Source organism: Amycolatopsis sp. ATCC 39116 (assembly GCF_000231075.2).
Lineage (GTDB): Bacteria > Actinomycetota > Actinomycetes > Mycobacteriales > Pseudonocardiaceae > Amycolatopsis_E > Amycolatopsis_E tucumanensis.
This window is the reverse complement of the sequence record NZ_AFWY03000033.1, coordinates 46415-66678: the sequence shown is the minus strand read 5'-3', so window position 1 is coordinate 66678 and position 20264 is coordinate 46415. Positions and strand designations below refer to the sequence as shown.

The 20264-nt window shown below is 72.5% G+C and carries 15 protein-coding genes; 3 read left to right on the top strand and 12 right to left on the bottom strand.

The genetic code is table 11. The features are described from left to right. Positions 1-9: 9 nt before the first annotated feature. Positions 10-603, bottom strand: coding sequence for a nicotinate-nucleotide adenylyltransferase (gene nadD, locus AMY39116_RS0327385; RefSeq protein WP_081617688.1), 594 nt, complete (start codon positions 601-603; stop codon positions 10-12). 264 nt (positions 604-867) lie between these two features. Here nadD and AMY39116_RS0327380 point away from each other — a divergent pair, with 264 nt between their 5' ends. After that, positions 868-2973 carry an ATP-dependent DNA helicase RecQ gene (locus tag AMY39116_RS0327380; protein ID WP_020420802.1) on the top strand — a complete coding sequence of 702 codons (2106 nt, stop codon included), beginning with the start codon at positions 868-870 and terminating at the stop codon, positions 2971-2973. A gap of 942 nt (positions 2974-3915) precedes the next feature. After that, positions 3916-5205: an MFS transporter gene (locus AMY39116_RS0327375; RefSeq protein WP_020420801.1), complete on the top strand. Its 1290-nt coding sequence runs from the start codon at positions 3916-3918 to the stop codon at positions 5203-5205. Here the strand turns inward: AMY39116_RS0327375 and proB are convergent. The 5 genes from proB to AMY39116_RS0327350 form a co-directional block, all read right to left on the bottom strand. Continuing rightward, positions 5202-6311, bottom strand: a complete 1110-nt coding sequence (gene proB, locus AMY39116_RS0327370; RefSeq protein ID WP_020420800.1) for a glutamate 5-kinase — start codon at positions 6309-6311, stop codon at positions 5202-5204. The two genes, AMY39116_RS0327375 and proB, sit on opposite strands and share 4 nt — an antisense overlap. Beyond that, entirely contained in the window at positions 6308-7765 is a 1458-nt protein-coding gene (gene obgE, locus AMY39116_RS0327365) for a GTPase ObgE (RefSeq protein WP_020420799.1), read from the bottom strand. The genes proB and obgE overlap by 4 nt, the downstream gene beginning before the upstream one ends. Before the next feature lie 119 nt (positions 7766-7884). Beyond that, the gene (gene rpmA / locus AMY39116_RS0327360; protein ID WP_017987731.1) at positions 7885-8142 is read right to left on the bottom strand and encodes a 50S ribosomal protein L27; all 258 of its coding nucleotides are present in this window, start codon (positions 8140-8142) and stop codon (positions 7885-7887) included. Positions 8143-8157: 15 nt separating this feature from the next. Beyond that, positions 8158-8472: a 50S ribosomal protein L21 gene (gene rplU / locus AMY39116_RS0327355; protein ID WP_017987730.1), complete on the bottom strand. Its 315-nt coding sequence runs from the start codon at positions 8470-8472 to the stop codon at positions 8158-8160. Positions 8473-8627: 155 nt separating this feature from the next. Beyond that, complete coding sequence (locus AMY39116_RS0327350) at positions 8628-12182, bottom strand: Rne/Rng family ribonuclease (protein ID WP_020420798.1); 3555 nt, start codon at positions 12180-12182, stop codon at positions 8628-8630. A 523-nt stretch (positions 12183-12705) separates the two neighbouring features. Between AMY39116_RS0327350 and AMY39116_RS0327345 the strand changes: the two genes are divergently transcribed. Next, entirely contained in the window at positions 12706-14016 is a 1311-nt protein-coding gene (locus AMY39116_RS0327345) for a S8 family serine peptidase (protein WP_020420797.1), read from the top strand. Positions 14017-14729: 713 nt separating this feature from the next. On the opposite strand, the gene AMY39116_RS0327335 is transcribed toward AMY39116_RS0327345, so the two are convergent. From AMY39116_RS0327335 to AMY39116_RS0327310, 6 genes are all read right to left on the bottom strand, one after another. After that, positions 14730-15557: an ABC transporter permease gene (locus tag AMY39116_RS0327335; RefSeq protein ID WP_020420795.1), complete on the bottom strand. Its 828-nt coding sequence runs from the start codon at positions 15555-15557 to the stop codon at positions 14730-14732. Between the two features lie 58 nt (positions 15558-15615). After that, positions 15616-16419: an ABC transporter permease gene (locus AMY39116_RS0327330; RefSeq protein WP_020420794.1), complete on the bottom strand. Its 804-nt coding sequence runs from the start codon at positions 16417-16419 to the stop codon at positions 15616-15618. Further along, the gene (locus AMY39116_RS0327325) at positions 16419-17330 is read right to left on the bottom strand and encodes an ABC transporter ATP-binding protein (RefSeq protein ID WP_051123608.1); all 912 of its coding nucleotides are present in this window, start codon (positions 17328-17330) and stop codon (positions 16419-16421) included. The genes AMY39116_RS0327330 and AMY39116_RS0327325 overlap by 1 nt, the downstream gene beginning before the upstream one ends. A 56-nt stretch (positions 17331-17386) precedes the next feature. After that, positions 17387-18142, bottom strand: coding sequence for an IclR family transcriptional regulator (locus AMY39116_RS0327320; RefSeq protein WP_020420792.1), 756 nt, complete (start codon positions 18140-18142; stop codon positions 17387-17389). Between the two features lie 69 nt (positions 18143-18211). Continuing rightward, the gene (gene ndk / locus AMY39116_RS0327315) at positions 18212-18622 is read right to left on the bottom strand and encodes a nucleoside-diphosphate kinase (protein WP_017987723.1); all 411 of its coding nucleotides are present in this window, start codon (positions 18620-18622) and stop codon (positions 18212-18214) included. Between the two features lie 54 nt (positions 18623-18676). Next, on the bottom strand, positions 18677-20218 hold the full coding sequence (locus tag AMY39116_RS0327310) for an alkaline phosphatase (RefSeq protein ID WP_020420791.1): 1542 nt from the start codon (positions 20216-20218) through the stop codon (positions 18677-18679). Positions 20219-20264 lie beyond the last annotated feature (46 nt).

Genomic DNA, 20264 nt, shown 5'->3' with positions numbered 1-20264 from the left:
AGCGGCGTGTCAGGCAGGCTTGCGGTACAACCCGCGCTTGTCGATGTACCGGACGACGCCGTCGGGCACCAGGTACCAGATCGGTTCGCCGTGCTCGACGCGTTCGCGGCAGCCGGTCGAGGAGATGGCCATCGCGGTCACCTCGACCAGGCTCACCTTGCCGCTGGGCAGGTGGTGGTCGTTGAGCTTGTACCCGGGCCTGGTGACGCCGATGAAGTGCGCGAGGGTGAACAGCTCGTCGGCGTTGTGCCAGGTCAGGATCTGTTCCAGCGCGTCGGCGCCGGTGATGAAGAAGAGCTCGTCCTCGGGGTACTCGGCCTTGAGGTCACGCAGGGTGTCGACGGTGTAGGTCTCGCCGCCGCGGTCGATGTCCACCCGGCTCACCGAGAAGACCGGGTTGGAGGCGGTGGCGATGACGGTCATGAGGTAGCGGTCCTCGGCCCTGGTGACCTGCCTGCCGGACTTCTGCCACGGCTGGCCGGTCGGCACGAAGATCACTTCGTCGAGGTCGAACCGGGACTGCACCTCACTGGCCGCGACGAGGTGGCCGTGGTGGACGGGGTCGAACGTGCCGCCCATGACCCCGATTCGGCGTGGTGACATGAACGGATCGTAGAAGCGCGAGTGCGCGGGTACTGCCCCGCTCCCCGGTAACAGCACCCGCGCACTTCGCTCCGCCGGGGGTTCGAGGGGAACCTCCGGAGGCGCCGGCGAACCCGCAAGTGAACCCCGACAGCTAGGAGACTCGGCCGTTCGGGTGTCCTGATGCGGACATTCGCTGTGTCTTGCGTCACATTACTCGACGACTGGTCCACTCGTGCGGTACTCGGCTCGGTTTCGTCGCAGCCTTCGGGTAGACGTTGATCCGTGGACCTTCACCTCCTGCGCGAACGCGCCGAAACGCTGCTCCGGGCACTGGCCGGGGACGGCGCGACCCTGCGCGACGACCAGTGGACGGCCATCGAGGCACTGGTCGCCCACCACCGGCGCGCCCTCGTCGTGCAGCGCACCGGCTGGGGCAAGTCGGCCGTGTACTTCCTGGCCACCGCCCTGCTCCGCGAGCGAGGAGCGGGTCCGACGGTCATCATCTCGCCGCTGCTGGCGTTGATGCGCAACCAGATCGCGGCGGCCGGGCGGGCAGGCATCCACGCGGCGACGATGAACTCGGCCAACCAGCAGGAGTGGGACGACGTGCAGGCGCGCATCGCCGCCGGCGAGATCGACGTGCTCCTGGTGAGCCCGGAGCGGCTGAACAACCCCGACTTCCGCGACACGGTGCTGCCCAAGCTGACCACCACGGCCGGGCTGCTCGTCGTCGACGAGGCCCACTGCATCTCCGACTGGGGTCACGACTTCCGGCCGGACTACCGCCGCCTGCGCACGCTGCTGGCGGGGCTGCCTGAGGACGTGCCCGTGCTGGCGACCACGGCCACCGCCAACGACCGGGTGGTCACCGACGTCGCCGAACAGCTCGGGCTCGGTCAGGGCGGTGACACCCTGGTGCTGCGCGGCCCGCTCGACCGGGAGAGCCTGCACCTGTCGGTCGCGAAGCTGCCCACCCCGCAGGCGCGGCTCGCGTGGCTGGCGGACCGGCTCGGCGAGCTGCCGGGGTCCGGGATCATCTACACGCTCACCGTCGCCGCCGCGCACGACATCGCCGAGATGTTGCGGGAGCGCGGGTTCCCGGTCACGGCGTACACGGGTAAGACCGAGCCGGCCGATCGCGAGGCTGCCGAGGACGACCTGCTCGCCAACCGGGTCAAGGCGCTCGTGGCGACGTCCGCCCTGGGCATGGGCTTCGACAAGCCCGACCTCGGTTTCGTCGTCCACGTCGGGGCGCCGTCCTCGCCGATCGCCTACTACCAGCAGGTCGGCCGTGCCGGCCGTGGCGTGCGCCGGGCCGAGGTGATCCTCCTGCCGGGCGCGGAGGACGCCGAGATCTGGCGGTACTTCTCGTCTCTCGCGTTCCCGGACGAGCAGCGCGTCAACCAGGTGCTGAACGCGCTCGCCTACGCCGACCGGCCACTGTCGACGGTGGCGCTCGAGCCGATGGTCGAACTGTCCCGGTCGCGGCTGGAGATGGTGCTGAAGGTGCTCGACGTGGACGGCGCGGTGCGGCGCGTCAAGGGCGGCTGGGAGGCGACGGGGCAGGACTGGCACTACGAGCGCGAACGGTACGAGCGTGTCGCCGAAGCGCGGCGGGCGGAACAGCAGGCGATGCTGGAGTACCAGGCCACCACTTCGTGCCGGATGGAGTTCCTGCGCCGTCAGCTCGACGACCCATACGCCGAGCCGTGCGGCCGGTGTGACAACTGCACGGGCGAGCATCGGGACGTCACCGTTTCGGCGGAGGCGGTCGAAAAGACCGACGAGCGGCTCCGGCGGCCCGGGGTCGAGGTGAGCCCGCGTCGCCAGTGGCCGACGGGCATGGCATCGCTCGACGTGCCGCTGTCCGGGCGGATCGGGAAGGGCGAGCTGGCCGAGCCGGGACGCACACTCGGACGGCTGACGGACGTCGGATGGGGCGGGCCGTTGCGCGAGCTGGTCGGCGAGCGGGCCGCCGACGGCGAGGTGCCGGACCGCATTTTCCAGGCCTGCGTTCAGGTTCTGGCGTCCTGGCGGTGGGAGCAGAGGCCGGTGGCCGTGGTGGCGATGCCCTCCGCGACCCGGCCGCGCCTGGTACACGACCTGGCGAGCCGACTGGCGCAGATCGGACGACTGCGTTTCCTCGGCGCACTGGAGAGCCGGGGCGGGCGTCCACGCCGGGCGAACAGCGCGCAGCGGGTCGCGGACCTGTGGCAAACGCTTGCGGTGCCGGGTGCACTGGCCGCGGAGTTGTCCGGGGTGGACGGCCCAGTGTTGCTTGTGGACGATCTCGTGGACACCGGCTGGAGCATGACGCTGGCCGCCCGGCTCCTACGGCAGGGCGGGGCGCCTGCGGTGCTGCCGTTCGCGCTGGCGAGCACGAACTGAAGGGAGGGGATTGACGGGGGGATTCGTGATCGCGGCGCCCAGCCTTCGGGACCGGGGCGGCTTCGCAACCGATTGACCGCCAACGTCTACCGGACAGCGAGCTGAGCACGGCGCATCGCCCAACCGCAGCCTCACAGGCGGTTGCGTTGGCCGGGCCGGGGCCGCACGGTGCACGCCACCGGTGCTGGCTGGCCAGACCAGTTGCCCCGACAACATGCCTCGCCCGGCGGCACGACCGGCCCGGCGGCACGGCCCGTGCGGAGGCACGGCTCGCCGGGGTGCCCGGCTCGCCCCGGTGCGGCTCGCCCGGCGGCACACCGCTCGGCGGCACACCGGCTCGGCGGCACCGCCCGTGCGGAGGGACGGCTCGCCCGGGCGCACGGCTCGCTTGGCGGCTCGGCCCACCGGGCGCCCCCGGCTGGCGAGGCGGTACGGCTCGCTCGGCAGCACTTCGGGCAGGACGGCCCTACAGGGCAAGCGGCAAGACTCGCCCGTCGCACGGTTGGCCCAGTCGCCCTGCGAGCCGGACGGCCTGCCGGCCAAGCGACAAGCTCGCCGCCAGGCCTCGCGGGCCGAGCGGCGTCCGGGGCAAGCGGCGGGGCTCGCCCGGGCCTCGCTGGCCGGACCGCCTGCACGGCACGCGGCAAAGCCCGCCCCGAGGCCTCGCGGGCCAAGCAGCCTGCGGGGCAGACGGCGCAACTCGCGCGACGGCCATGGGCCGAGCGGCCAGCACGGCAAGCGGCGGGGCTCGGCCTGGCGGGGGCCGCCGGGGGGCCGCGCGTGGGGCGCGGCGGTGTGGGGTGCATCGGCCACGTGGGTGTCACTTTGACCCGCCCCGGGGAGAAAAGCACAGGTCAGCACGTTTCCGGCAGAAAAGAATCTTTCGGTCCCGGCCGAGGTGTGGCATTGTCCGACCCCATCGGGTGAACGTGGAGGTGCGCCATGGTCGAGTCGAAGGTGGGCACAGAAGTCCGGCACCGGCTGCCCGTCCGGAAGTTGTTCGCGGCCAGCGTCGGCAACGCGCTGGAGTGGTTCGACTGGACGATCTACGCGACGTTCAGCATCTACTTCGCCACCGCGTTCTTCCCCGCGGGCAACGATCTGCTCGCCCAGATCAACACGTTCGCCACCTACGCGCTCGCCTTCTTCTTCCGGCCCCTCGGCGGCCTGCTGCTCGGCCGGTTCGCCGACGTGCGCGGCCGCAAGCCGGCCATGATTCTCACCATCACGCTCATGGCGGGCGGCTCCATCGTCATCGCGATCCTGCCCACCTTCCAGCAGGTCGGCTGGCTCGCACCGATCCTGCTGCTCCTCGCGCGCATCGCGCAGGGGCTGTCCCTCGGGGGCGAAGTGTCCAACGCCTCCGCCTACCTCGGTGAGATCGCCCCGCCGAAGTGGCGTGGGCGCTACTCGTCCTTCTTCTACATCTCCACCGGCTCCGCGGTGCTGCTCGCGTCCGTGCTCGGGTTCGTCCTCGCCCGCACCATGGACAAGGCCGCCATGAGCTCCTACGGCTGGCGCATCCCGTTCCTGCTCGGCGGCGTCCTCGGCATCGTCGGGCTGTGGCTGCGCCGCAGCCTCTCCGAGACCGAACAGTTCGAGCAGAACAAGGGCCGCGCGCAACGCGTCCGCCGCCCGCTGCTGACCACCCTGCGCGAACACCCCAAGGCCGTCGGCCAGCTCGTCGGCATCACGATGCTTTCGACGCTGTGCTACTACACGTTCTTCAGCGCCCTCACCCCGTTCGCGGTCAAGACCCGCCACGCCAACGACGTCGACGTCTTCCTCGCGCTGTCCATCGGCACCGCGCTGTTCGTCGCGCTCCAGTACCCCTACGGCGCGCTCTCCGACCGCATCGGGCGCAAACCCCAGCTGTTCGTCTGGTCCGCCGCCACCGCGATCCTCATCGTGCCGCTGTCCACACTGGTCAAACCCGGCCTCGGCAACCTGCTCGTCGTCTTCTGCGTCGGCCTCGGGCTCTACGCCGCCCTGTCCAGCCTCGCGCCCGCGATCATGAGCGAACTGTTCCCCACCGAACTTCGCGGCCTCGGCATCGGCGCCTGGTACAACCTCACCGTCGCCGTGTTCGGCGGCACCGCGCCGCTGGTCATCAGCGCGCTCTCCGCCGCCGGGGCGTCGATCCTGTTCTTCTGGTACGTCGCGGCCGGCGCGGTGATCGCGTTCCTCGTGCTGCTCACCCTCCCCGAAACGAAGGGCACGGAACTGCGTTAACGGCGGAACGGCACCAGATCGTCGGCGTGCACGACCTCCCGGCGCTGCTCCTCCGGCAGCTCGTGGCTGGACCGGCCGATCAGCTCGGGCAACTCCCCCGCGTCGAACGCCACCACACCACGGGCCACCACACGCTGCGCCGGGTCGACCAGCTCCACCACGTCACCCGCCTCGAAATCACCGTCCACACCGGTGATCCCCGCGGCCAGCAACGACCGGCGGCGCCGCACGACCGCGGCCACCGCACCGTCGTCGAGGTGCAGGCGCCCCCGCGTGCCGGCCGCGTACCCGAGCCAGAACCGGCGCGCGGACAGCCGGCAGTCGGCCGCCCGGAAAGCGGTCCCGACCTCGGCCGTGGACAACGCGCGCGAAGCATCCGACGCCGCGGCCAGCAGCACCGGGATCCCCGCCGACGCGGCCGTGCGCGCCGCGGCCAGCTTGGACACCATCCCGCCCGTACCGAGCCCCGAACTGGACATGCCGACGGCGATGCCCTCCAGATCCGCCGGGCCGGTCACCTCGGCGATGCGCCGCGTCGAACCCGATCGCGGATCCCCGTCGTACAGACCGTCCACATCGGACAACAGCACTAGGGCGTCCGCGCCGATCAGGTGCGCCACCAGCGCCGCCAAGCGGTCGTTGTCGCCGAACTTGATCTCCTCGGTGGCCACCGTGTCGTTCTCGTTCACCACCGGCACCGCGCCCAGCGCCAGCAGGCGCGAGAACGTCCGCTGCGCGTTGCGGTAGTGCGCGCGGCGCACCACGTCGTCGGACGTGAGCAGCACCTGGCCCACCGTCAGCGCGTACCGGCCGAACGACTCGGCGTAGGCGTGCGCGAGCTGCAACTGGCCGACACTCGCCGCGGCCTGCTGGGTCGCGAGGTCCCGCGGCCGCTTGCCGAGCGCGAGCGGCGCCAGCCCGGCGCCGATCGCACCCGAGGACACCAGCACGATCTGGCTGCCCTGCGCGATCCGCGCCGCGATGGCGTCGACCAGCGCGTTCAGCCGCGTCACGTCGAGCCCGTCACCAGCGGTGGTCAGCGCCGACGAGCCGACCTTGACGACCAGCCGTTCCGCCGCCGCGACGGCTTTGCGGGCCACGCTCATCGTGCTGTCGAGTCCTCGTCCTCGGGCTGGTCCGGCCCGTCACGGCGGATGCGCCGGGCTTCCTTCCGCTCGGCGGCCGACACGCGGTTGTTCTGCTCCAGCCGCACGTCGGTGCCCCGGCCCGTCATGTGCGCCGCCACGCCCGGCGTGGAGGGCTCCCACTCGAAGGTGATGTTGCCGATCGTCACCGGGCAGCCCGGCTCGGCGCCGCGCTTGGCCAGCGCGTCCTCGACACCCAGCCGGTTGAGCCGGTCCGCGAGGTAACCCACGGCCTCGTCGTTGCCGAAGTCGGTCTGCCGGATCCACCGCTCGGGACGCGCGCCCCGCACGATGAAGCCGCCCGGCTCCTCCGGGTCCTCCTCGATGGTGAAGCCCGAGTCGTCGACCGCCACCGGCCGCAGCACTATCCGCGTCGGCTCCGCCTCCGGCTGCGCCGCCCGGTACTTCTCGACCTCCTTGGCGAGCGCGAAGGTCAGCTCACGCAGGCCCTGGCGGGTCACCGTGGAAACCTCGAACACCGGCAGGCCACGCGCCTCGAACTCGCCACGCACCATCTCGGCCAGCTCGGCCGCGTCCGGCACGTCGATCTTGTTGAGCACCACGACCCGCGGGCGGGAGTCCAGCTCGCCGCCCAGCGCCGGGGTGTAGCGGGCCAGCTCGGCCTCGAGGGCGTCCACGTCGGACACCGGGTCACGGCCCGGGTCGTAGGTGGCGCAGTCGACGACGTGCACCAGCACCGCGCAGCGCTCGATGTGGCGCAGGAAGTCCAGGCCGAGGCCCTTGCCCTCGCTCGCGCCGGGGATCAGGCCGGGCACGTCGGCCATCGTGAACACGGTGTCGCCCGCGTTCACCACGCCGAGGTTCGGCACCAGCGTCGTGAACGGGTAGTCGGCGATCTTCGGCTTGGCCGCGGACAGCACCGAGATCAGCGACGACTTGCCGGCCGACGGGAAGCCGAGCAGGCCGGCGTCGGCGACCGAACGCAGCTCCAGAACGAGGCTGCGTTCCTCACCGGGCTCGCCGAGCAGGGCGAACCCGGGCGCCTTGCGGGCCTTGGACGCCAGCGCCGCGTTGCCGAGGCCGCCGCGCCCGCCCTGCGCGGCGACGAACGTCGTGCCCGGACCGACCAGGTCCGCCAGGACCTCGCCGTCCTCGGACATCACGACGGTGCCGTCGGGCACCTTGAGCTCCAGGGTCTCGCCTGCCGCGCCCGCGCGGTGGCTGCCCTGGCCCTGGCGGCCGTTGGTGGCCTTGGCGTGGGGGTGGAAGTGGAAGTCGAGCAGCGTGTGCACGTTCGGGTCGACGACGAGTCGCACGTCGCCGCCGTTGCCGCCGTTGCCCCCGTCGGGACCGCCGAGCGGCTTGAACTTCTCGCGGTGGATCGAGGCACAGCCGTGCCCGCCGTCGCCCGCGGCGACGTGGATCACCGCGCGGTCAACGAACCGGGACGCCATCGTGAAGCCTCTTCTCGTTTCTTCGGAGGGATATCAGCCATCTCCAGCAACAAGGGGCGGGACCGGATCTGTTCCGGGCCCGCCCCTCGCTGAAGGTGCTGGGTTGTCTAGCCGGACCCTCAGGCCTCGGCCGGGACGATGTTGACCGTCTTGCGGCCACGCTTCGCGCCGAACTCGACGGTGCCCGCCGCGAGGGCGAACAGCGTGTCATCGCCGCCACGGCCGACGTTCAGGCCGGGGTGGAACTTGGTGCCGCGCTGGCGGACCAGGATCTCACCGGCGTTCACGAGCTGACCGCCGTAGCGCTTGACGCCGAGGTACTGGGGGTTGGAGTCGCGCCCGTTGCGGGAGCTGGACGCACCCTTCTTGTGTGCCATGGCTCCTGCAGCTCCTTACTTCGTGATTCCGGTGACCTCGACACGGGTCAGCTTCTGACGGTGACCCTGCCGCTTGTGGTAGCCGGTCTTGTTCTTGAACTTGTGGATGCGGATCTTGGGACCCTTGGTCTGCTCGACGACCTTGCCGGTGACCGAGATCTTCGCGAGTGCTTCGGCATCCGCCGTGACATCGCTGCCGTCGACGTACAGCACGGCGGGGAAAGAGTGCTCGGTGCCCGGCTTGCCCTCGAGCTTCTCGACCTCGACGACGTCGCCGACGGCCACCTTGTACTGCTTGCCGCCGGTCTTGACGATCGCGTACGCCGACACGGAAGTCTCCTGCTAACTCGACAATGGGTGAGGGCTTGCGCCACGTCCCGCTGTGTGCGGTCCGGTGATCGCGCCATAGCCCGTCCGGGGACGGGCCGTCTTACAGGTTACGTGACGCCCCGGTGCCGGTTGACACCGGGGCTCACGTAGGTGGATCAGCTCTGGTCCGACGCGTGCACCGGGGGCCCGGCCGGGCGGGAGGCCGCGCGGCGCGGGCGCCGGCGGGCCGTCCTGGTGGCCGGGGTGGGCACGCTGACCTCGGGCGACGCCTCCTCCTGCCCGGTGGCTTCCGGGCTGGAGGTTTCCAGGGTGGGCGCCGGTCCGCCGGCCACGGGGCCGGCCGGGACGGTGGGGGCCTGCGGCTCGCCGGCGGCCTGGACGGGCTCCGGGGGCGCCGCGGGCCTGCGGGCGACGCGGCGGGTCCGGGCGCGGGAGGGCTTCGCCTGCTCCGCGGCGGGCTCACCGGCCTGAGGCTGCGCCGAGGTGGGCTCGGGCGACGCCTGCTGAGCAGATTCAGGCTGGGCCGACACAGGCTGGGTCTGGGCCGAGGCAGTCTGCACCGACGCGGACCCGGCCGACCCAGGCCGGGGCGACGTGGGCTGGGCCGACGTGGGCTGGGCCGACGTGGGCTGGGCCGACGTGGGCTGGGCCGACGTGGGCTGGGCCGCGTTCTCGGAGCCAGTCGCGGACCGGTCCGTCCCGGACTGGGCCGCACCTTCCGGTGCGGCCGAAGCCGTGGCCGGAGGCTGCGCCTCCGAGCCGGCCGGCTCGGAGGGCTCGGCCTGCGCCACGGGCTGCCCCACGGCACCGGACTGAGCCGTGGCAGCGGTCTGAGCCGTGGCAGCGGTCTGGGTCGCACCCGACTGGGCAGCACCCGACTCGTCAGCCGCGCTGGGCTGGGCTGCTGCGTCAGCCTGGTCGGTCGCGCTGGGCTCGGCCTGCGCCTCGGCCGGAGCCGGGGGCTGGGGCGCCGCCTCGGGCTGGACCGTCGCGTTCGGCTGGGTCTGGGCTTCGGGCTGGGCCGCCTCGGCGCGGGCCTTCCCACGGGAGCGGGACCGCCGCTCGGGGCGGTCACTGCCGGCCTTCTCCGCACCGGCCTTCTCCGCGCCGGTGTGCGCCTCGGCGGGGGTCGCCTCGGCCGGGGCCGCGCCGTTCTCCGCCTTCTCGCCGCCCTCGGTCTTCGTCGAGGCGATCTTCGCGGCCTTGGCCATGGCCTCGACGGCCGAGATCGTGCTCTCCCGCTGCACCGGCGACGGCTCGGGTGTCTTCTCCGCCTGCGGCTCCTCGACCTTGGCCCGGCCGCGCGACCGGCGCGAACCGCCGCCGCCACCGCCGTGCTGGTGCCCGCCGCCGTTGCCACCGTTGCCCGACTTCACCGGCTCGGTCGAGACGATGACCCCGCGGCCCTTGCAGTGCTCGCACGTCGTGGAGAACGCCTCGAGCAGGCCGGTGCCGATCTTCTTGCGGGTCATCTGCACCAGGCCCAGCGAGGTGACCTCGGCGACCTGGTGACGCGTGCGGTCCCGGCCGAGGCACTCGGTCAGCCGCTTGAGCACCAGCTCGCGGTTGGACTCCAGCACCATGTCGATGAAGTCGATCACGATGATGCCGCCGATGTCGCGCAGCCGCAGCTGGCGCACGATCTCCTCGGCCGACTCCAGGTTGTTGCGGGTGACCGTCTCCTCGAGGTTGCCGCCCGAACCGGTGAACTTGCCGGTGTTGACGTCGATCACCGTCATCGCCTCGGTGCGGTCGATGACCAGGTAACCGCCGGAGGGCAGCCACACCTTGCGGTCCAGCGCCTTGGTGAGCTGCTCGTCGATGCGGTGCTCGGCCAGCACGTCACCGGTGCCGACGTAGCGCTTGAGCCTGGGAGTCAGGTCCGGCGCGACGTGCTCGACGTAGGCGCGGATGGTCTCCCACGCCGTGTCGCCCTGGACCTCGAGCGAGACGAAGTCCTCGGTGAACAGGTCGCGGACCACCTTGACCAGCAGGTCCGGCTCCTCGTAGAGCATCACCGGGGCGGAGGACTTCTTGCCGGAGGTGGCCGCGTCGGCCTTCTCCTTGACGACCTCCCACTGCGCCTTCAGCCGCCGGACGTCGCGCTCCAGCTCCTCCTCGCTGATGCCCTCCGACGCCGTGCGGATGATCACACCGGCGTCCTCGGGGACGATCCGCTTGAGGATGTCCTTCAGCCGCCGCCGCTCGTTCTCCGGCAGCTTGCGCGAGATGCCGGTGGCGCCGCCCGAGGGCATGTAGACCAGGAAGCGACCCGGCAGCGAGATCTGGGTGGTCAGCCGGGCGCCCTTGTGCCCGACCGGGTCCTTGGTGACCTGCACCAGCACGTTGTCGCCGGTGGACAGGGCCTGCTCGATCTTGCGGGACTTGCCCTCCAGGCCGGCGGCGTCCCAGTCGACCTCGCCGGCGTAGAGCACGGCGTTGCGGCCGCGGCCGATGTCGACGAACGCGGCCTCCATCGAGGGCAGCACGTTCTGCACGCGGCCCAGGTAGACGTTGCCGACGATCGAGCCGCTGCCCTGCGAGGTCACGAAGTGCTCGACCAGGACACCGTCCTCGAGCACGCCGATCTGGGTGTGCTCGCCGCGCTCGGCGACCACCATCGTGCGCTCGACCGACTCGCGCCGGGCCAGGAACTCGGCCTCGGACAGGATCGGCGCGCGGCGGCGGCCCGCCTCGCGGCCGTCCCGGCGGCGCTGGCGCTTGGCCTCCAGCCGCGTGGAGCCGCGGACGCTGCGCACCCCGTCCGAGCTGCTGCCGCTCTTCTCCTCGGCCTTCGCCTCGCGGACGTGGACGACGGTGTTCGGCGGGTCGTCGGTGGTGGCGTCGGCGCTGTCGCCGTCCGAGCCCTTGCGGCGGCGACGGCGACGGCGACGACGGCTCGAGCCCTCGGTCTCGTCGGTGTCCTCGGACGGCTCGCCCTCATCGGCGGTGTCCTCGTCCTCGGCCTTGGCGGTCTCCTCGGCAGGCGCGGTCTCGTCGGCCTCGGTGGTCTCGGTGGCGTTCTCGTCGCCGCCCTTGCCCCGGCCACGGCCGCGACGGCCCCGGCGGCGGCGACGGCGGCCTGCGCCGTCCTCACCCTCGTCGGAGTCCTCGTCCACCGGCTTGACCTCGGCGGCCTGCTCCGCCTTGGGGGCGGGCTCCTCCTCGACGGCACCGGCCTCCGGCGGCAGGAACACCGGCGACGGGGCCGCGAAGACCGGCATGTGCGGCGGGCGCTGCGGCTGCCGCACCGGCTCGGGCTCGGGCTCGGCCACGGGTTCGGGCGCCGCGGCCGCCGGCGCGGTCTCGGGCTCCGGCGTCGCCTGGATGGCGGGCTCGGGGGTGGTCTGGGCGGCCGGTGTCTCGACGACCGGCTCGGGCGTGCTCTCCGGGACGGCGTCCGGCGCGGACGCCGCGTCCTCGGCCGGGGCGACCGCCTCGGGAGCGGCGGCCTCCTCGACGGCCTGCTCGTCGGCCGGGGCGAGCGCCTCGGCGACCTTCACCGCGACCTCCCGCGGCACGCTCGACTGGGCGCTGCGCGCCGTCTCACCCAGTTCGGTGAGCTTCGCCAGCACGACCCGGCTGTTGGAGCCGAGCAGCTTCGCCAGGGCGTGCACCCGGACGCGGGGCGGCAACTCGCCCAGCGGGCCGGTTGCGGGTAGGGCGGTGTTCCCGCCGGTGTTCTCGGCGGGTGTGTCCGCGTTCGACATACATCTCCTCCGCCCCCGGGCGCGTCCCAGCCGCTTGGGCTGGCGGACGCGGCCGCACAGGGGCCCTTCCTGTCTGTTCCGCCGGGGTGGTCACCGCCGGCGGGAATCCTGTGCCTCGTCTCGCCCCGACGGTGCCGGGGTCCGGCACCCGCCGATGGCAGGTCCGCTCGGTGACGGGCCGTCCGAGCCGGCGGTTCCCGCCCGCCTGCCGCTCGTCGAGCCACCCAGGTGGTTCCTGGCGGCGACGACCTGGCGCTCTTCCGGCCTGTCTCCGGACCGCAACCCCCGGACGGACCGCAGGTCGCGGACGTGTCGGCGGAAGCAGCCAAGCCGAGTATCCCACACGGTGCGTCCGGTGCGGCGTACTCGGTGCCAACAGGCACGTGACCACGGCCGGGCGAACTTGCCGCGTGCGCTTGTCGCCGCCGCGGGGGTGGCTTAGCGTGCGGCAGGACGCCGACGGCCCCCCGGCCGCTGTTCGCCCTGTTGGAGGTCCCCGTTGCCCGGCTTCGGACGATCACTGGTGGCGGTGGCGTGCGCCGTCCTGGTGGTGGCGCCGGCCCACGTCGCGGCGGCGGAGCCGGAGCAGGCGTGCTCGGACAGCGGGCGCGACGTGCGGTACCTGGTCGTCTTCGACCGCGACACGCCCGAACCGGCGGCCCGCGACCAGGTGGGAGCCGCGTGCGGGCAGCTGACCGGGTACCACCCGCAGATCGGTGTGGGCGTCGCCACCTCCGGCGATCCGGACTTCGCGCCGCGGATGGGCCCCGGCCGCACGTACAGCGCGCAGAACGAGCGGCGGGCGGGGCAGCGGTCGGCGCGGCCCAGCCTGCGGGCGACCACGCCGTCGGAGGTGCCGTCCGCGGACCGCGCCGGTGAGCAGTGGAACCTCGCCGCGGTGGGCGGGCCCGGCACGGGCAGCCCGGACGTCGTGGTCGGCGTCCTGGACTCGGGCATCGACCCGGACCACCCCGACCTCGCGGACGCCCTCGACCGGGGCGACTCGGCCGGCTGCCTGAGCGGTGTGCCGGACCCGGCTGAGCGCGCGTGGCGGGCGACGACGTCGGCGCACGGCACGCACGTCGCCGGGATCATCGCGGCGGCCGACGACGGCCGCGGCACCACCGGGGTCGCGCCGGGCACGCGGGTGGCGTCGGTCAAGGTCATCGACGACCGCGGTCTGGTCACCCCGGAGGCCGTGGTGTGCGGGCTGATGTGGGCGGCCGAGCGCGGGATGTCGGTCACCAACAGCAGCTTCGCGATCAACACGTGGGCCTCGTCGTGCGCCTGGTCTCCGGAGCGCGAGGTCGTGCGCGAGGCGGTCGGCCGGGCGCTGACCTACTCGGCTTCGCGCGGCACGGTGAACGTGGCCGCGGCGACGAACGACGCCGTCGACCTGACCCCGGCGTTCCGGGCAGGCGGGTGCGACGCGCTGCCCGCCGCGCTGCGGGACGTGGTGGCGGTGTCGGCGGTCGGGCCGGACGAGGTGAAAGCCGGGTACAGCTCGTACGGGCTCGGCGTGGTGGACCTGACCGCGCCGGGCGGCGACCGCGGCACGTGCGTGCTGTCCACCACGCCCGGCGGGTACGGCGAACTGTGCGGCACCTCGATGGCGGCGCCGCACGTGGCCGGCGCGGCGGCGGTGCTCGCGGCCGAGCGACCCGGTTCGACGGCCCGGCAGCTGCGGCGCGCGCTGGAGGAACGCGCGCGGCCGGTGCCCTGCCCCGCCGACTACGACCTCACCGGCGACGGGCGGCAGGACGCGTTCTGCGCCGGGTACACCGGCTACAACGGCTTCTACGGGCACGGGCTGGTGCGCGTCGGCGCCGGCTGACGGTGGGCCGCGCTCCGGGTGGCCAGGACGGCGCCACTGTGAGTGGATGTGGTTGGGCATGCCGGGGTGCGAGGTGGTCCGGCGCTTCCACGCGACTGCGGGCGCGGGAGCAGCCCGCTGTGGCGGTGGGCCGTGCTCCAGATGCCCGGACGGCGCCATCGGATAGACGATGTGGCCTCCCTGCCCGGGTGCAAAGGTGACCCCGCGCCTCCGCGAGACAGCGGGCACGAGCTGGCGCGGTCGGCGCCCCGCGCGCCCCGAACGGCCAGGACCCGGCCACGCATGAGGCGATGTGGCCCACCATGCCGGGCGACCCGAGGCGGTGGCAACGGGCGCGGCCGGCGCCCGGCGGGCCACCACCTCACCCGGCGCGGGTCAGCGCAGGAGCAGGCCGCTGAGGCGGCGGGCCGCGCCCGACGGGCACCGCGCCCCTATGAGGCGATGTGACCGACCATGCGGGGGTGCAGGGTGCCCCGAGGCGGTGGCAACGGGCGCGGCCGGGTGCCGCGCCGGCGGGCCACCACCTCACCCGGCGCGGGTCAGCGCGGAAGCAGCCCGCTGACGCGGTAGGCCGCGCCCCAGATGCCCAGCACCGCCAGCGCCACCAAGTAGGCGACGTGACCGACCATGCCGGCGCGCGGGGCGACCCGAGGCGGTGGCAACAGGCGCGGCCGGGTGCCGTGCCCGGCGGGCTACCCCTCACAGAGCACGGGTCAGCGCAGGAGCAGCCCGCTGAGGCGGCGGGCCGCGCCCCAGATGCCGAGCACCGCCAGCGCCACCAGGTACGCGACGTGGCCGATCATGCCCGGGTGCAGGGCGCCGACGGCGAACTCGCGCATCAGCTGGATCCCGTGGTAGAGCGGTGAGCACTGCACCAGCACCTGCAGCGGCCCCGGGTAGACCGACAGCGGGTAGAACGTCGTGGAGAACAGGAACATCGGGACGACGGCCAGCTGGATGTAGTCGAACTGGGACGTCGAGCGGAGGAAGGTCGCGCAGGCCATGCCGATCGCGGCGAAGGCCAGCGCGATCAGCAGCGCGACCGGGATCAGCAGCAGCGCCCACGGCGAGGTGACCAGGCCCATCGCGGCCATCACGGCGAAGAACGCGACCGAGTAGAGCCCGCCGCGCAGGACGGCCCACGAAATCTCGCCGATCGCGATGTCCAGCGGGCCGATCGGGGTGGCCAGCATCGCGTCGTAGGTCTTGGCGTAACGGAACTTGAAGAACACGTTGAACGTGCTGTCGAAGACGGCGCCGTTCATGGCGGACGAGGCGAGCAGGGCGGGCGCGACGAACGCGACGTAGCTCATCGGCTGCCCGTCCGGTCCGATGGCGTCACCGACGAGCCTGCCGAAGCCGATCTGGAACGCGACGAGGTAGAACAGCGGCTCCAGCACGCCGGACGCGAAGACCAGCCACATGCGTGAGTAGGCCAGGATCGAGCGCTCGACGAGCTTGCTGGCGCGGCCGGCGTACAGGCCGGGCGGCAGAACGCGGAGAAGGACGCCGCGGCGCGGGGTTTCGCTGAGTGTGGTCATCGGGGCCCTCGCGTGGTCGGCCGGAGTCGGGTGGTCCGCAGGGAGCAGGCGGGCATGGTCACACCACCAGACGGCGGTAGAAGTAGTGGCGCGCCAGCAGCGCCCCCACGGTGAACAGGGCCGCCAGGAACGCCAGGTGGCCGAGCGCGGGCAGCAGCTCCAGGCCGCCGAGGGTGACGCCCCGCGCGAGTTCGTTGCCGTGCCACAGCGGGGAGATCCAGGCGAGCCAGCGCAGCGCCACCGGGATCTGCTCGATCGGGAAGAACGTCCCTGCGAACAACGTCATCGGCATCACCACGAACCGGAACACGGCGTTGAACCGGACGCCCTCGTCGTACGTCGTCGCGGCGAGGGCCGTCACCGGCGCGGCGCACGCCAGGCCGGTCACGGCGCCGACCAGCACGACCAGCACCGCCCCGGCGTTCAGCCACGCCCCGAACGGCACCGCGATCAGGGCGTACACCGCGCCGGACAGCAACAGCCGCAACGTCACCCAGATCAGGTGCCCGCCGAGCACCTGCCCCGGCGTGACCGGCGTCGCCGTGACGGCCAGGTAGTCCTTCTGCCACTTGAACCCGGACAGCACCGGGTACGTCGACTCCCCCACCGCGTTCTGCATCGCCGCCGACACCAGCAGCGCGGGCGCGATGTAGTGCACATAGGACAGTCCGCCGGTGGCCGGCCCGGCCTGCACCTGCGAGCCGAAGCCGAGCCCCATCGCCAGCAGGAACAACAGCGGCTGCAGGCCGGTCGAGTACACATTGGACTTCCAGTACCGGCGGTACCACGCCCAGTACCCCTCGACGCGCAACCACGCGCCCTGCCACGCCGGGACGACCCGGCCCGTCGACGAAACGCTCATCAGTCCACCAGCGTCCGACCGGTCAGGCGCAGGAACACGTCCTCCAGCGTGCTCCGCCGCACCAGCGACGACAGCGGCCGCACCCCGCGCTGGTGCACCTGCTCCAGCGCCGACTCGCCGGCCGCGGTGTAGAGCAGCAGGCGGTCGGGCAGCACCTCGACCCGGTCGGCCAGGTCGGCCACCCGGTCCGCGGGCGCCTCCTCCCCCGGCGCGAACCGCAGCTCCACCACCTCGCGGGTGGAGTACCGCAGGATCAGCTCGGCTGGCGAGCCCTCGGCCACGATCCGCCCGCCGTCCATGACCACGAGCCGGTCGCACAGCTGCTCGGCTTCGTCCATGTAGTGGGTCGTGATGATCAGCGTGACGCCCTGCGCCTTGAGCCGGAACAGCCTGTCCCACAACAGGTGCCGCGCCTGCGGGTCCAGCCCGGTGGTCGGCTCGTCGAGCAGCAGCAGCTCGGGATCGTTGACCAGGGCACGGGCGATGGTCAGCCGCCGTTTCATGCCGCCGGACAACGGCTCCACCTCGTCCTCGGCCCGGTCGGACAGCTGCGCGAACTCCATCAGCTCGACCGCCTTGCGGCGCACGTGCGCCCTGGACAGTCCGAAGTAGCGGCCGTACACGTGCAGGTTCTGCCGCACCGTCAGCTCGTTGTCGAGGTTGTCCTGCTGCGGCACGACACCGAGCCGGGCGCGGATGCGGGGGCCCTCGACGTTCGGGTCCATGCCGAGGACCTTCAGGTCCCCGTCGGACCGCGGCGACACCGACGCGATCATCCGCATCGTCGACGACTTCCCGGCGCCGTTGGGCCCGAGGAAGCCGAACGCCTCCCCGCGCCGGACCTCGACGTCGATCCCCCGCACCGCTTCGAAGTCGCCGAAGCGCTTCACCAGCGCCTTGGCCTGCACCATGCTCGGTTCGTCCACACCCAGCACAGTACGACCGGGCACCGACAGTTTCGATCGTTTTACGGCGCGGCCAGCTCCCGCGTCAGCGCGGACGCCGCGGTCCGCACCGCGGGCGCCAGCCGTTCCACGTCGAGGCGCTCGGCGCTGCCGGTGATCGACACGGCCGCGATCAGCCTGCGACGCCGGTCGTACACCGGCGCGGCCACCGCGGCGACCCCGACCTCGGCCTCCTCGTGGTTGACCCCGTACCCGCGCTCCACGGCCCGGTCGAGATCGCGGCGCAGCAACCCGGGAGCGACGATCGTGCGCGGCGTCTTGCGGGCCAGCCCGGCCTCGGTCACGCGCCGGAAGTACTCCGGCGGCCCGAGCGCGAGGAAGACCTTGCCGGTCGCGGTGCAGTGCACCGGCATCCGGCCGCCGACGCGCGAGCGGATGGGGGTCGAGCGGTGACCGGTGACCTTCTCCAGGAACAACGTGTGACCGCCGTCGGGCACCGCGAGGTGGATGTTCTCGTGCGTGGCCTCGTACAGGTCCTGCAGGTACGGCAACGCCGCTTCGCGCAGTTCACGCCGCCGCGGCACGCGCTGGCCGAGTTCGAAGAGCTTCATCCCGAGCCGGTAGGAGGCGCCGTGACGTTCCAGCCCGCCCCAGCGGACGAGTTCGGCGATCATCCGGTGGGCGGTGGCCTTCGGCAGGCCCGTGCGGGCGGACAGTTCGGCCAGGGAGAGTTCGACGTCGGCGGGTTCGAACGCGTCCAGCAACACCAGGCCGCGCGCCAGCACCGACTTCGGGACATCGCCTTCGTTGGCGGTCATGCCCCAGATGGTAATTCCCGCGAGGGGCTCCCGGTAAGGATCAATCCCACCGGAAGCCCCCGCGGTTGCTCAGAGGTCCGGGAACCAGAGCTTCAGCTCGCGCTCGGCCGACTCGGGCGAGTCCGAGCCGTGCACCAGGTTGAACTGGGTCTCCAGGCCGTAGTCCCCGCGCAGCGTGCCCGGGGTGGCCTTCTCCACCGGGTCGGTGCCGCCGGCCAGCTGGCGGAAGGCCGCGATGGCCCGCACGCCCTCCACCGCGATCGCGACGACCGGGCCGGAGGTGATGAACTCCAGCAGGTCGCCGAAGAACGGCTTGTCCTTGTGCTCGGCGTAGTGCTCCTCGGCGACCGAACGCTCGACGGTGCGCAGCTCCAGCGCGGCCAGCTTCAGCCCCTTGCGCTCGATGCGCGAGATGACCTCGCCGACGAGGCCGCGCTGTACGCCGTCGGGCTTGACCAGAACCAGCGTGCGTTCACTCACGACTGTGTTTCTCCTTAATCACGTGCACGGATTGCCCGAAGCCTACTGGCCTGGTCAGCGCTGCGGTTCCAGGGTGGTCGACCAAAGCGAGGCGCCCGTGCCGTCGCGGAGATCGACTCGCAGCTCACCCGAGCGGCCGTCGATGTTGATTTCGCCGAAGTGCTGGAAACCGGCCATCGGCGAAGTGTTCGCGGCGGGCGGGGCGTGCACGAAAACGGCCTGCGGGCCGAAGGTCGGGTCGAGCGTGTTCGGGCCGAACGCGCCGGCGTGCAGCGGGCCGGAAACGAATTCCCAGAACGGGTCGAAATCCTGGACCGCGGCGCGGTCCGGCGAATAGTGGTGTGCCGCGGTGTAGTGCACGTCCGCGGTCAGCCACACGGTGTTGCGCACCTTTCGCTTCGCCAGTTCCCGGAGCACCCACGCGATTTCGCTCTCGCGGCCGGCGGGCGCGCCGGGGAGGTTGTTGGCCACGCCCTCGATGCCGGTGGAGCCGTCCGGCACGGCGAGCCCGATGGGCAGGTCGGCCTGGACGATCTTCCACGTCGCGCGGCTGCGGGACAGCCCGTCGACGAGCCACTTCGCCTGCTTCTCGCCGAGGATCTGCCCGGGCTTGGTGGGGTCCGCGGTGTTGGCGTCCTTGTAGGTCCGCATGTCCAGCACGAACACCTCCAGCCGCGAGCCGTAGGTGAAGCTGCGGTACACACGGCCGTCGACCGCCCGGCGAGGGTCGATCGGCTGCCACTCGTGGAACGCCTGGAACGCCCGCGCGGCCAGGACGTCGACGCGCTTTTCGGTGTACTGCGGCAGGTCCAGGATCTCGCCGGGGTACCAGTTGTTGGTCACCTCGTGGTCGTCCCACTGGACGTAGCTGGGCACGGCGGCGGTGAACGCGCGCACGTTCGCGTCGAGCATGTTGTAGGCGAACTGGCCGCGGTACTCGTCGAGCGTCTCGGCGACCTTCGTCTTCTCCGGGGTCACGATGTTGCGCCAGACGCGGCCGTCGGGCAGCGTGACCGTCTCGGTGAGCGGGCCGTCGGCGTAGACCGTGTCGCCGCTGTGCAGGAACAGGTCCGGCTTGCGGGCGAGCATCGCGGCGTAGGCGGTCATGCCGCCGATGTCCGGGTTGATGCCCCAGCCCTGGCCCGCCACGTCGCCGGACCAGGTCAGGCGCACGTCGCTGCGGCCGACCGGCGCCGTCTTGAAGGTGCCGGTCAGCGGTTCGCTGGTGGCCCGTCCGTCGAGCGATTCCGCGGTGACCCGGTAGTGCAGTTCGGTGCCCGGCGCGAGCGCGGAGATCCGCAGCTTGCCGGTGCCGCCGGTGTCCGGGGTCAGCAGCGGGCCGCGGACGGTCCGCGCGTGCCGGAACGACGGGTCGCGGGAGACCTCGACGATCATGCGGGACGGCCGGTCGGCACGGGTCCAGACCAGTGCCGAGTTCGGGGTCACGTCGCCGGACTGGATGCCGTGCGTCAGGACGGGGCGGTCCTTGCGGACGAGGGCGGCGTTCGCGAAGGGGCTGCCGAGGACGCCTGCGGCGAGGACACCGGCGCCGACGAGGCCGGTTCTGAGGGCGGAGCGGCGGGTCTGTTCGGTCATGCCGGAGTTCTATGCGGGCTCGGGGGCCGACGGGCCAACTCCGGCT